Source organism: Arthrobacter pullicola, assembly GCF_014836875.1.
GTDB lineage: Bacteria > Actinomycetota > Actinomycetes > Actinomycetales > Micrococcaceae > Arthrobacter_B > Arthrobacter_B pullicola.
In genome coordinates this window covers 103589-116457 of record NZ_JACSQC010000001.1, presented here as the reverse complement: position 1 = coordinate 116457, position 12869 = coordinate 103589, and the positions used below count along the sequence as shown (strand labels likewise).

Here is a 12869-nt window from a genome sequence, read left to right as displayed (position 1 = left end):
CTTCCGGCCAGTCCGGCCCACGGACGTTCTGGGCGTGGGTGCGCAGACACTTCACCATAGTAATGCGCGAATCGGTCACATTTGCCACTTCCGTCACCGGACAATGACAAATGAACCATCAGGCTGGGCCGGAAAGGATTTAGAAGAGCAGTTCCAGGGCCTCGGAGAGCGTGGAAACCTCTCTCACCTTGAATCCGGCGGGCACCTGGCCCGGCCCGTTGGGGGACGCCGGAACGATGGCATGGCTGAACCCCAGGCGTTCGGCTTCCTGCACGCGGCGGGCAATCCCGGGGATGGGGCGTACCTCTCCGGCCAGCCCCACCTCACCGAAGGCGATGAGCCGGGCGGGCAGCGGTTTGTTCATTTTGGCGGAGGCAACGGCCAGCGCGACGGCCAGGTCGGTGGCCGGTTCGGTGAGCTTCACGCCACCTACTGTCGCCACGTAGCTGTCATCCTTGGCCAGGTTCATTGATGCCCGCTGCTGCAGCACCGCGAGCAGCATCGCCACCCGGGCTGAATCCAGACCGCTGGTGGCGCGGCGGGCCTGGGCATTGCCGGTTTCGGCGAGCAGCGCCTGCACTTCGGCAACCAGTGGACGCCGCCCCTCAAGGGTCACGGTGATGCAGGTGCCGGAAACCGGGTCCTTGGTCCGCGAGACGAAAAGCCCGCTGGGGTCAGCGAGTCCTTCAATGCCGTCCTCGGTGAGGTCGAAGCAGCCGACTTCGTCCGTGGGGCCGTAGCGGTTCTTGACGGCGCGGAGCAGCCGCAGCCGGGAGTGCCTGTCGCCGTCGAACTGGCAGACCACGTCCACCAGGTGTTCCAGCAGCCGCGGGCCGGCGATGGAACCGTCTTTGGTCACGTGCCCGACCAGCAGCGTGGTCATGTTCCTGGTCTTGGCTGCGTTGATCAGGGATGCCGCGACTTCGCGGACCTGGCTGACGCCGCCGGCACTGCCGTCAACGGCGGCGCTGCTGAGGGTCTGTACGGAGTCAACGATCAGCAGGGCGGGCTTGACCTGTTCCACCTGGCCCAGGGCCTGCCCGAGGTCGGTTTCGGCACTGAGATAGAGGCTGCCGGAGAGCGCGCCGATCCGCTCCGCGCGCAGCTTGACCTGGGCGGTGGACTCCTCGCCGGTGACGTACAGGACGTCCCGGCCCAGGCCGGCCACTCGGGAGGCAACGTCCAGGAGCAGGGTGGACTTTCCGACGCCGGGTTCCCCGGCCAGCAGGATCACGGCCCCGGGAACGAGTCCCCCGCCGAGGACGCGGTCCAGTTCCCCCACACCCGTCGGCTGGTAGGCGGCCGTGGTGGCATCGACGTCGGCAATCAGCTGGGCAGGGCGGGCAACCGTTGCTGCCGCCGTGGTGCGGGCCAGCACTTCCCCGGCTTCCTCCACTGTTCCCCAGGCCTGGCACTCGCCGCAGCGGCCCACCCACTTGGCAGCGGTCCAGCCGCACTCGGTGCAGCGGTAGTTGGCGGTCTTCGCCCGGGATGTCTTCGTGGCCATGCCATCAGGCTATCCCGGGGCACTGACGGTGCTTGGCCGGGAGGGCGCCGGAGGACGGGCGCGGCTAGACCTTGGAGAGGCAGCTCACTGCTTCCTCGTGGGTCAGGCCGGTGGCTTCCAGCAGGTCCACCACCAGGGGGCGGAACAGCATGACCAGGGCATCGCCCTGCAGGTCAGTGACGTCCAGGGACTCCGGGTGCAGGCGGGAACCAACGGCGGCCAGTTCGTTCCGGGCCTGGCGCAGATGGCGTTCCCGCATGGCTGGGGACTCGCCGCCGCCCAGCGCGCGGGCCAGCACATCAACGGCGTCGGCCGTGTCATTAATGACCTCCGAGACCTTCTCCACCGCCTCATCCGAGAGGGCTGCGTGGTTGATCACCGAGGTGGTGCGCCGGGCCAGCACCCGGCTGTTCCGGATGGCCAGGTCAAGGTAGCTGACCGAACCCCGCAGGTCCCCCAGCTCTGCGAGGTAGCGCCGGTAGGCCGGGGAAATCTGGGCGACCTCGCGCGCGTCCCGGATGCTGCGCGCAAGCAGGTCCAGCTGCGGCTGGGTGTTCCGGGCCCGGACCAGTGCATGCCAGGCCAGGGTGGAGTCGCTGCGGGCCAGGGCCTCAGCGGTCTGGCGCAGCACGGCGGAGAGTTCGCTGAGCAGCTCCCGCACATTGGACTTAGGCTCCCGCCGGGGATCGCGCGGGGCCAGCATGGTGACTATCAGTGCGAAGACTCCACCCACCACGGCGTCCGCGCTGCGGGTGAACACCCCGCCGTCGGGCGCCGGAAGCAGCACCACCAGCAGGGACTGCAGGCCCAGCTGGGTGGTGAAGATGACGCCGCGGTCCAGGAAACGGGCCAGCAGCAGGGAGACAAACAGTACGACGCCGGCCTGCCAGAGGCCATTGCCGAGCAGATGCAGCAGAAGTTCGCCGACCGTAATGCCGAGAGTGCAGCCGATGCCGACCTCCAGCACCCGCCGCATCCGGGGTTCCCTGGAGAAACCAAGCGAAATCAGGGCAGCGGTCGCCGCGAACAAGGGGGCCTCATGGCCCAGGACGTACTCAGCGAAGGCATAGGCGCCCACCGCGCAGATGGTCATCTGCAGGGCTGGAAGAACCGAGGCGCCGCTGCGTTTGAGGCCGACCCGGAATCGGTCCCGCAGGAAACCGCGGGTGGCGGAAAGGCGGTCTCGGGCGGGCATGCCAACATTCTAGGCGGCGAAGGCCGGTCAGCGCCCAGCCGCCGGCAGTGTGACCCCGGCAGGGCCGTTCGAAGGCCCTGCCGTGACCGCTGCGACAGCGCTTCCGAAGGCTCCGCTTCCTGCCCGGGCACAGAATTCCCGAACTGCTTGGCCCGAGTTAACTTTCCGTTCACCTTGGCGGGCCAGTCTCAATCCGGGACGACCAAACGTCCCAGCGAACAGACTCCCGGCGTTGACGCGCCGGATATACCACCCTTGAAAGGGAACACAATCGTGAAGGTATTCCGCTTTGGCCGCACTGCGGCCGTTCTCTCGGTGGCAGCACTGTCCCTCGCCGCCTGCGGCAGCGACAACGCCACCGACGCCGCCGGCACTGAACCCTCTGCCTCCGCTTCGAGTGTTTCGGGAACCCTGTCCGGCGTCGGCGCCAGTTCCCAGGCCGCAGCCATGGATGCCTGGATCGCCGGCTTCAATGCCGCCAACCCCAGCGCATCGATCCAGTATTCACCTGACGGTTCCGGAGCAGGCCGGGAGGCCCTGCTGGCCGGCGGTGCGCAGTTCGCCGGCTCGGATGCCTACCTGAAGGATGAGGAAGTTGCCGCTTCGCAGGAGGTCTGCGGCCCGGACGGAGCCTTCAACGTTCCCGCCTACATTTCCCCGATCGCCATCGCCTTCAACCTGGAGGGGATCAAGGAACTGAACCTGGACGCCGCCACGATCGCCGGCATCTTCCGCGGAGAGATCAGCACCTGGAACGATCCGGCCATCGCCGGGCAGAACGAGGGTGCCAAGCTGCCCGCCACCCCCATCACCGTGGTCCACCGGGCAGATGATTCCGGAACCACCACCAACTTCACCGACTACCTCGCTGCCGCGGCTCCGGAGGTCTGGACCACGGAGGCCGACGGCGAATGGCCGGCAGAGCTCGACGGCCAGGAGAACGCGCAGGGCACCAGCGGCGTTGTCTCAGCGGCCAGCGCAACCGAAGGCGCAATTACCTACGCTGACGCCTCCGCCGTCGGCAGCATGGGCAAGGTCTCGGTCAAGGTGGGAGACGAGTACGTTGCCTACACCTCCGAGGCCGCGGCCAAGGCCGTGGAAGCCTCGACGCCGGTCACCGGTGAAGGCCGTCCTGACGTGGACATGGCAATGGACCTGGCCCGCGACACCACGGAATCCGGCGCCTACCCTGTGGTTTTGGTCTCCTACCACATCTACTGCACCACCTACCGGGACCAGGAGACGGTGGATCTGGTCAAGGCTTTTGGTGAATACGTCGTCAGTGACGAGGGGCAGGCAGCAGCTTCCGACGCCGCCGGTAACGCCCCGCTGTCCGCTAACCTGCAGGAGCAGGCCGTTCAGGCCCTCCGATCCATCAAGGCCGCGTCCTAAGACCCGGCCAGCCGCGGCAGGCCCCCGCACAGCGCCACGGCGCGCTGCGGGGGCATTTGCCCGGCCAGGGAGCCAGCTTGAAGTTCACCGGCTGACAGTGAAAACTGGCGAGTGCGGTGTCTTGTCCACAGTGAAGCAAGTTGCCAACAAAAGTTCGAAGGGTTGTGCAGTGTCAAGCAAGTCAATACAGGGCGCCGGCGGTGCCGGGCGCGCAGGAGACAAGGTCTTCTCCGGCATCACACTGCTGGCGGGTTGCCTGATCCTGACTGTCCTGTTCGCGGTGGCCGCGTTCCTGCTCTGGCAGGCGCTTCCCACTTTCACCGCACCCTCGGCGGACATCTCGGGCGGCTCAGGCTTCTTCACCTATATCTTCCCGCTGGTCATTGGCACGGTCATCGCGGCCGCGATCGCACTCCTGATCGCCACTCCGGTGGGAATCGGCGTCGCCCTCTTCATCTCGCACTACGCTCCGCGGCGGCTGGCGCAGAGCCTCGGCTACGTCGTGGACCTGCTGGCTGCGATTCCCTCCGTGGTGTACGGCGCCTGGGGCATGACCGTCCTGGCCCCCGCCCTGGTGGGACCGTACAACTGGCTGGCGGAGAACGCCGGCTGGTTCCCGCTTTTCGCCGGGCCCGCAAGCCAGACCGGCAAGACCATGCTGACCGCCGGCGTCGTGCTGGCCGTTATGGTCCTGCCGATCATCACCTCCCTGACCCGGGAGATTTTCCTGCAGACCCCGAAACTGCATGAGGAAGCCGCACTGGCCATGGGTGCCACACGCTGGGAAATGATCCGGATGGCCGTGCTGCCCTTCGCCCGGCCCGGCATCATCAGCGCCGTGATGCTCGGACTCGGCCGCGCCCTGGGCGAGACCATGGCCGTGGCCCTGGTGCTCTCCTCCGGCGGGCTGATCGCCAGCCTGATCCGGCCGGGAAACCAGACCATCGCCGCAGAAATCGCCCTGAACTTCCCCGAGGCCTACGGGCTGCGGCTGTCTGAGCTGATCGCCGCCGGCCTGGTCCTGTTCGTGATCACCCTGATCGTCAACGTGATTGCCCGCTGGATCATCAGCCGCCACAAAGAATTCTCGGGAGCCAACTGATGATTGAGACCACGCTGTCCCGTTCTTCCACCCTGACCAAGAACAAGCTTCCCGGCTACGCGATGTGGGCCGTCCTGGCCGCGTCGATCGTGCTGGGTGCGGCGCTCTCGGCCCTGCTGGGGTTCCACATTGCTTCCTTCGCCATCTTTGCCGCGGTGCTCTTCGTAGCCGGCAGCACCATCGTTACCCGGGTGGTGGAAGGCAGCCGGCGCGCCACCGACCGGTTCGCCACCAACCTGATCTACGGTGCGTTCATCCTGGCCCTGGTCCCGCTCATCTCGGTGATCTTCACCGTGCTGGTCCGCGGCCTGCCCGGCCTGAGCCCCGACTTCCTGCTGACCTCCATGGGCGGCATGACCGGAACCGTGGACAACAACACGGCAGAGACCGGCGGCCCCGTCCTGGGCGGTGCCTACCACGCGATCATGGGCACGCTGCTGATCACGCTGTGGGCCACCATCATCTCCGTGCCGATTGGCCTGCTGACCGCCGTCTACCTGGTGGAATACAGCCGCGGAGGTCCCCTGGCCCGGGCCATCACCTTCTTTGTGGACGTGATGACCGGCATCCCGTCGATCGTCGCGGGCCTGTTCGCCGCGGCATTCTTCGGGCTGCTCTTCGGCCCGGGAACCCGCACCGGCTTCGTCGCCGCCGTCGCGCTTTCGGTCCTGATGATCCCGGTGGTGGTGCGTTCCACCGAGGAAATGCTGAAGATCGTTCCGAACGAACTGCGTGAAGCCGCCTACGCCCTGGGCGTGCGGAAATGGCGGACCATCCTGAAGGTCGTGGTTCCCACCGCCATCTCCGGCATCGCCTCCGGCGTGACCCTGGCCATCGCCCGCGTGATCGGGGAAACTGCGCCGCTGCTGGTGACCGCCGGATTCGTGAACACCATCAACCTGAACGTGTTCGCCGGCTGGATGTCCAGCCTGCCGACGTTCATCTACCGCCAGCTGATGAGCCCCACCTCGCCCACCAACACGGACCCGAGCACCCAGCGCGCCTGGGCCGCGGCGCTGCTGCTGATCGTCATGGTCATGCTGCTGAACCTCGGCGCCCGCCTCGTTGCCCGGATCTTCGCGCCCAAGACCGGCCGCTGACCCTCCAGACCCGGCCGCTGCGGCGGCACCGGAGAATCCGACTGGATGCTCCACCGGAAAAGAACAGAAGGAAACACATGTCCAAGCGAATCGACGTCAAGGGCCTCAACGTCTTCTACGGCGACTTCCTGGCGGTCGAAGACGTCAGCATCAAGATGGAACCGCGTTCAGTCACGGCGTTCATCGGCCCGTCCGGCTGTGGCAAGTCCACCTTCCTGCGCACCCTGAACCGGATGCACGAGGTCCTGCCGGGCGCACGCGTCGAGGGCGAAGTGCTGCTCGACGGCGAGAACCTGTACGGTCCCGGGGTTGACCCGGTGACCGTCCGGAGCCACATCGGCATGGTCTTCCAGCGGCCCAACCCGTTCCCCACCATGTCCATCCGGGACAACGTGCTGGCCGGGGTGAAGCTGAACAACAAGCGTATTTCCAAGTCCGACGCCGATGACCTGGTGGAAAAGTCCCTCACCGGCGCCAACCTGTGGAAGGAAGTCCGGGACCGCCTGGACAAGCCCGGCTCCGGCCTTTCCGGCGGCCAGCAGCAGCGCCTGTGCATTGCGCGTGCGATCGCGGTGTCCCCCGAGGTGATCCTCATGGACGAGCCGTGCTCCGCCCTGGACCCCATTTCCACGCTGGCCATCGAGGACCTGATCGAGGAGCTCAAGAGCGACTACACGGTCGTGATCGTCACGCACAACATGCAGCAGGCTGCCCGGGTTTCGGACAAGACGGCGTTCTTCAACATCGCCGGCACCGGCAAGCCCGGCAAGCTGATCGAGTACGACGACACCACGGTGATTTTCAACAACCCGTCGGTGAAGGCCACCGAGGATTACGTTTCCGGACGCTTCGGATAAGTTTCCCCGGGAGCCGGCGCGGTGTTCTGCCGCCCCTTAGCGTTACAGATCCTGCCCTCGTCCTCGCTCGGCGATGCGGGGCTACACAGAACACCGCGCCACCCCGAAGGAGAGAGGGCTTAGAGAAGCGGACTGAGGGCCAGGAAGAAGATTCCGCCCAGCAGGGCCGCCGCTGGTGCCGTGACCAGCCAGGTGCCCAGGATGTTGCGGAGCTGGATAAAGCGGACTGCGGCGAACCGGCGGTTCGCTCCGGCACCGACAATTGCCGCCGTCATGGTCTGGGTGCTGGAGAGCGGAATGTGCAGCCACAGCCCGCCCAGGAACAGCATCCCGGTGGCCACCGCCTGGGCGCTCATGCCGCGCAGCGGATCGATCCGCACCAGCCGGTAGCCGAGGGTATGGGTGATCCGCCATCCACCGAACAGGGATCCTGCGGCGAGTGCCGTCCCGGCGAAGACCTGCACACCCCAGGGGATCTCCCCGCCGGTCGAATACCCTGCGGCCACCAGCCCGAGCACCAGCACCGCCATGGTCCGCTGCCCGTCCTGCATCCCGTGGCCCACCGAAAACGCCGCGGAGAGCACTGACTGCGCTATGCGGTTCCCAGCGTCACCGCGGCGCAGCGAGCTGTAGCGCATCAGCCACATCACCGGATAGACCAGCAGGTACGCCAGCACAAAGGCAATAGCGGGGGAGAGCAGCAGCGGCAGCGCGATCTGGTCCCAGAGGATCCGGAAGGATTCGGTGATACTGGGGCCGCCGACCAGCGCGGAAGCTGCGCCGGAGCCGACGATGCCGCCCACCAGTGCATGCGTGGATGAAGATGGCATCCGCCGCCACCAGGTCCACAGGCCCCACGCGCAGGCCGAGGCCAGGCCGGCCATGAGAATCCCCAGGCCGCTGCTGCCCGGGGGCAGCTTGACGAACAGGTCCGCCAGTACCAGCGCCAGGGCGGTGCTCATCAGTGCACCCAGGAGGTTGAAGACGCTGGCCAGCACGACGGCGACGCCCGGAGTCAGGGCACGCGTCCGCACTGCTGCGGCAACCGAATTGGAGACGTCGTGGAAGCCGTTGATGAAGGCGTAACAGCCCGCGAAGGCAAAGACGGCGACGAGCAGTGCGGTGGTCAACCTACGATTCCCGCACGAGGATGTTGCCTACGTAGGTGCCGACCCGGCGAAGTTCCTTGGAAGCCGCAGCCAGCTGGTCGGCCAGGTCCCGGTGGCGGATGTAGGAGAGCGCTTTGTGGTCGTTCATCAGCTCGGCCAGCCACATCCGGTGGGTCCGCTCCACCCGTTTGCTCAGGCGCAGCATTTCGATCCAGTAGTCCTCGAGGTCTTCGAGGGAAGCGAGGGTGCGCATCGCGGCGACGGTCAGCTCGGACTGCCGGCCCAGGACCTCAAGCTGCTCGGCGGCCCGGCGGGAAACGTGCGTGAGCTTGTAGAGCGAAATAATCTCTGCCGCGCTATCCAGCCGCTCCATCACGGCCAGCAGGATGAGGGAAAGATCATAGAGGTCTTCGCGGGGCAGCGGATTGATGAAACTGGTCCGCATCTGCGTCATCAGGGCGAAATGCAGCTCGGTGGTTTCCGCCTCCAGGGTGTGCAGCTCCTCGGCGAGCCGCGGGAACTCCGCAGACTCGGCACCCAGCGCTTCCGACAGGGTCGCAGTGCCTCGGACGGCTTGTACCGCCATGCGGGAAAGCAGGTCCAGGCCGGCGCTTTCCTGTGGGAACAGCCGGAGTTTCATCGGACAGGCCGGGTGGGCTGGGAGCTCATCACACCGGTAAGAATATCCGATGGAGAACAAGGGAGCGGTGCCGGACCGGGAGCGCCTCTCGGCGGAAGGCCGCTCGAAGCGGCTCTAAGTTGAAGCCCGGGGGTTCCGCGGTCCGACACCAATTTCAGTTTTCTACTCCCTGTCCCCGATGTCAACTGGAGCGTCCACAGGCCCGGAAGCTGTCCGTGACGGATCTAGTCCAGCTCTCCGCGGCGCCACGCCTCGGCGGAATACTCCAGGTCCTCCGCGGTCACCAGCAGCTGGCGGGCATTCCGGGTCAGTTCGGTGGCACGGGCGCTGCTGCCTGCCTCGGCCGAGTCCGCATGGTGGGTTTCGCCCAAAGAGATGACCCGGCAGAACGCAGCGAACCGTTCCAGGGCGACGTCGAAGTCCCCTTCGAAGGCGCCGGACAGGATTGCGTCCGCCATGGCGCGCACTTCGTCCGCACCGAGGGGCTCAGCCACGCCGGCCACCACTTTGGAGACCTGTGCGGCTTCCTTGCCGGCGGCATACAGCGCTGCAACACGTTCCGGATTCTGCTGGACGGCCGCGCGCAGGGCGTAGAGCCGCCAGAGTGCGCCTGGCAGGGACCGCGCGGGGCTGGTCGCCCAGATTTCCGCTACGGCTTCGAGGCCCTGTTGGTCTGCCAGTTCAACCAGGCGGCGCGTGACCTCGGGATCGTCGCTTTCCCGTCCATGGTTAACCAGGGCCTGGGCCGCCAGATGGGCTGCCTCGGAAACCCTGGCAGGGTCGGCTCCGCCGGGATGGTTGGCGAAGTCCATGGGGGCATAGAGCTTCGGTTTGTGATGGCGGGGGGCTGATGAATCCGGCTCACTCATGTTTCGAGAATACTCCCGCCCGCACAGGGAATCGAGGCGGCTGTCCGCTGCCGGAGCCGGGTCCGGCAGGGCAGCCCGGACAGTCATCCTGGGAAGCGCGGAGAGGGTTTCCACGATTCCTTGGCCGTGCGATAAAGTGGAAAAGTCAACGCGGCAGGTGTGTTCCGTTTCTCGGCTCAGTGCCTGGCGTGGTTGGTGGGGGCCTTTAGCTCAGTTGGTAGAGCATCGGACTTTTAATCCGTGGGTCGTGGGTTCGAGCCCCACAGGGCCCACCAGCCGGCCGCCGGTCAGGAAGACCGGCGGCCGCGGATGTCTCACTCGCCGGCATTGTGCACGGACCTGGCTGTCGCCGGAGGAACGCCAATTTCCTGAATGCCGTGGCCGCTGCAACGCGTTTTCGTGACGCTGGCCCGCTCTATGCGCGTCAGCAGGAACCAGCGCATTTCATTCCGCAGCTGACACCAGCCGATTAGATACCACCGGCCATTCGTAGATGCGAAGATCACCGGCTCGACGTCGCGGATGGTCTGGCTGCCCTCACGCGAGGTGTAGCGGATCCGTACGACGTATTGATCCGCCATTGCCTCCTCAAGGGCAGATCTGACTGCCCGCGCCGGAGCCGGTTCGGTATTGACCCAGACGCGGCGCGCCAGCTCGTCAGCCCTTTTCCGGGTCTGAGGGTCCAGCACATCCAAGATCTTCCGGATGCCGGCTGAAGCAAGGTCAGCGTAGGGGGCGTCGGGGGCAGCTGAGACTGCCGCGAGGAGCGCCACTGCCTGGGCCGGAGACAAGCTGACAGGGGGGAGGCTGGAGCGGGCAGCCAGGCCGTATCCGCCGCCCGGGCCAGGACGCGACCAGATCGGGGTCCCGCTGTTTTCCAGCGCGTCGAGGTCCCGCTTGATCGTGCGCACCGACACGCCAAATTCGCTCGCCAGCCGGTCCGCCGTGCACCCGCGGGCTCCGCTGCGCCGCAGCATCTCCGAAAGTGCGTGGAGCCGCTCTCCTCTTTTCATGTTCCACCCCTCACCAAAATCATGTCAGAAACAGTGACATGCCGCTGTCCAGGAGGGCTGCAAGGATCGTGGCATGACGACTGACACGAACAGCCCGACCATTCTGCTGATTCCCGGACACTGGCTGGGGTCCTGGGCATGGGACGAGGTTTTGGAACACCTGACGGCTAGGGGCCTGAAGGCTGTCCCGATCACTTTGCCCGGCCTCGACGAATCAGACCCGGAAAGAGCGTCCAGGACGCTTGACGATCAAGCAGCGGCGATCGAACAGGCCATGGCCGTGGACTCCGGCCCGGTAGTCATCGTTGCCCACAGCGGGGCCAACGCCCCCGTGAGCCTTGTGCTCGACCGGCACCCGAACCTGATCCGCCGGGTGGTCTGGGTTGACAGCGGCCCGGTCGCGCCCGGCACTGTTTTTGCTCCCGACGCCGCGGAGATGGCAGAGCTTGGGCTGCCGCCCTTCGAAGCGCTCGGACAGCAGGCCAGCCTTGAAGGACTCAGCCCTGCCGCCCTGGAGCGTTTCAGGACGAGGGCAGTCCCCGTACCCGGGCCCGTGTTGCGCCAGGCGGTGGAGCTCAGCAACGCTGCACGCTTCAAGGTGCCGGCCACCCTCGTCTGCTGCTCGCTTCCGAGCCAGCAGATGATGGAGCTGGTCACCTCCGGCCATCCCATGTTCGCCGAAGTCGCCAGACTCGAGAACATGGACCTCATCGATCTCCCGACGGGCCACTGGCCTATGTGGAGCCGGCCCGGAGACCTCGCCGGGGTTCTCGCAGCAGCAGCCCTGCAGGAAGGCTGAAGGGGCGCGCAAGGGGCAGCGGCAGGGCTTGCCCCTACCGGCAGGAAGCGTACCGGGGCGGGGCGGCGGCCGTTACCGGCCTACTGGCCAAGGCCGGCCTGCGAGCCAAAGCCGGGCTGCATGGCTGGCGACGGGTAGACGGTGAACACGCGCTGGCCGTCCAGCCACCGGGTCAGCCGGCTTGCTTCCGCTGCCAGCGCCGCGCGGGCCGCCGTTGGGAGATCGTTCTCGAGAAGCCGCAGCTCGACCACGCCGTCCAGGTCCTGCACCCAAGCGCCGACGACGCGCCCGTTGACCCACGCGGTGGTCCCGGCATTACCGATGCTGTCGAACAGCTGGGGTCCGTGCCCGCCGAGGTAGAAGGACCGTTCCTTCCACCCCATGACCGTCGGATCCAGCAGCGGCAGGAGCGCAGCCCATGGTTCGGGGGCGGCAACGGGCTCCAGATCGTCGGCGCGCAGCCACCCTGCCGAACCGTCCGCCAGGGACACGGCTTCCGCGCCGAGATCATCGAGGGCCGACCGGACCGCACCCTTGGTACCGCCAAGCCACCAGGCGATGTCTTCCACGGTGCCCGGCCCGTAGGACCACAGCCACCGGTCCACCAGCTCGGCATACCCCTCGCGCGGTCCAAGGGCACCGGGAACCGGCTGTCCCCACCACGCCTGCACTGTTGTCCAAGTAGGGCGGCTGGCATACCAGGCCCCTGCATTTCCGGCCCGCGCAACTGCGCCGTCGAAGCCCAGCTGGGCGAGTACGCGAGGTGCGATTGCCACGGGCCCGCCCCAGGACTTCCCCGGTGCCTGCATGATCACGCCCTCGGCTTCGGGTACCTCTTCCCGGATCTGCTTGGAGGACCGCTGCACGCCGTCGGCCAGGCATTCCAGCACCGCATCCTCGGCCGCGGCAAGCCAGGCGGCACCGTGTCCTTCGCCGGCAGGTCCCCAGCGTTCGAGGTCCCGGACCAGCCGCCTGCGGTGGGCTGCTGCCACCCGGGCCGCCGCACTGCCCCAGACCGCGGGCACCAGCTCCCGGGGAAACACGAAGAGGGTCTCGCGCATGGACTGCTGCTTGACGAGCGAACGGGAATCGTAAAGCGCCCGTTCGACGTCGTCGACGCTGAGCTGATTGGTGCGCGCCCAGCAGGACAGGTGCACGCTCGGCGCCTCTGTTGCGTGCAGGCCCACCAGCGCCCGGGCCGCCTCCTCCGGTGATCCGGCCTTTGCCGAGGGGGCCAGTGCGTGCCGCACCCCGATGCGGGCGCGGCGCTCCTCATCGCTGACCAG

The 12869-nt window shown here is 66.9% G+C and carries 12 protein-coding genes and 1 tRNA gene; 6 read left to right on the top strand and 7 right to left on the bottom strand.

Annotation, left to right across the window (positions count from 1 at the left end; translation table 11 throughout):
- Window positions 1-139 precede the first annotated feature (139 nt).
- Window positions 140-1507, bottom strand: a complete 1368-nt coding sequence (radA, locus tag H9638_RS00605) for a DNA repair protein RadA (protein WP_191745259.1) — start codon at window positions 1505-1507, stop codon at window positions 140-142.
- 64 nt (window positions 1508-1571) lie between these two features.
- A complete protein-coding gene (locus H9638_RS00600; RefSeq protein ID WP_191745258.1) occupies window positions 1572-2702 on the bottom strand; it encodes an FUSC family protein in 1131 nt (376 codons plus the stop codon).
- A 273-nt stretch (window positions 2703-2975) separates the two neighbouring features.
- Here H9638_RS00600 and pstS point away from each other — a divergent pair, with 273 nt between their 5' ends.
- The 4 genes from pstS to pstB all read left to right on the top strand — a co-directional run bounded on the left by pstS (window position 2976) and on the right by pstB (window position 7153).
- The gene (pstS, locus tag H9638_RS00595) at window positions 2976-4094 is read left to right on the top strand and encodes a phosphate ABC transporter substrate-binding protein PstS (RefSeq protein WP_191745257.1); all 1119 of its coding nucleotides are present in this window, start codon (window positions 2976-2978) and stop codon (window positions 4092-4094) included.
- Window positions 4095-4263: 169 nt separating this feature from the next.
- The gene (gene pstC, locus H9638_RS00590) at window positions 4264-5196 is read left to right on the top strand and encodes a phosphate ABC transporter permease subunit PstC (RefSeq protein WP_191745256.1); all 933 of its coding nucleotides are present in this window, start codon (window positions 4264-4266) and stop codon (window positions 5194-5196) included.
- Window positions 5196-6296, top strand: a complete 1101-nt coding sequence (gene pstA, locus H9638_RS00585; RefSeq protein ID WP_191745255.1) for a phosphate ABC transporter permease PstA — start codon at window positions 5196-5198, stop codon at window positions 6294-6296. Before pstC ends, pstA begins: the two co-directional genes overlap by 1 nt.
- Before the next feature lie 77 nt (window positions 6297-6373).
- Entirely contained in the window at window positions 6374-7153 is a 780-nt protein-coding gene (pstB, locus tag H9638_RS00580; protein WP_191745254.1) for a phosphate ABC transporter ATP-binding protein PstB, read from the top strand.
- Window positions 7154-7272: 119 nt separating this feature from the next.
- Here the strand turns inward: pstB and H9638_RS00575 are convergent, their stop codons facing one another.
- The 3 genes from H9638_RS00575 to H9638_RS00565 form a co-directional block, all read right to left on the bottom strand.
- Window positions 7273-8283, bottom strand: coding sequence for an inorganic phosphate transporter (locus H9638_RS00575; RefSeq protein ID WP_191745253.1), 1011 nt, complete (start codon window positions 8281-8283; stop codon window positions 7273-7275).
- 1 nt (window position 8284) lies between these two features.
- Complete coding sequence (locus H9638_RS00570; protein ID WP_191745252.1) at window positions 8285-8902, bottom strand: DUF47 domain-containing protein; 618 nt, start codon at window positions 8900-8902, stop codon at window positions 8285-8287.
- A gap of 224 nt (window positions 8903-9126) precedes the next feature.
- Window positions 9127-9771 (bottom strand): hypothetical protein, encoded by a 645-nt coding sequence (locus H9638_RS00565; RefSeq protein WP_191745251.1) that lies wholly within the window; start codon window positions 9769-9771, stop codon window positions 9127-9129.
- A gap of 199 nt (window positions 9772-9970) precedes the next feature.
- Between H9638_RS00565 and H9638_RS00560 the strand changes: the two genes are divergently transcribed.
- A tRNA-Lys gene (locus tag H9638_RS00560) sits at window positions 9971-10046 on the top strand.
- A 39-nt stretch (window positions 10047-10085) separates the two neighbouring features.
- Here the strand turns inward: H9638_RS00560 and H9638_RS00555 are convergent.
- Entirely contained in the window at window positions 10086-10784 is a 699-nt protein-coding gene (locus H9638_RS00555) for a helix-turn-helix transcriptional regulator (RefSeq protein ID WP_191745250.1), read from the bottom strand.
- Between the two features lie 73 nt (window positions 10785-10857).
- Between H9638_RS00555 and H9638_RS00550 the strand changes: the two genes are divergently transcribed.
- Window positions 10858-11583, top strand: a complete 726-nt coding sequence (locus tag H9638_RS00550; protein WP_191745249.1) for an alpha/beta fold hydrolase — start codon at window positions 10858-10860, stop codon at window positions 11581-11583.
- Between the two features lie 80 nt (window positions 11584-11663).
- Here the strand turns inward: H9638_RS00550 and H9638_RS00545 are convergent, their stop codons facing one another.
- Entirely contained in the window at window positions 11664-12869 is a 1206-nt protein-coding gene (locus H9638_RS00545) for a winged helix DNA-binding domain-containing protein (RefSeq protein ID WP_263599395.1), read from the bottom strand.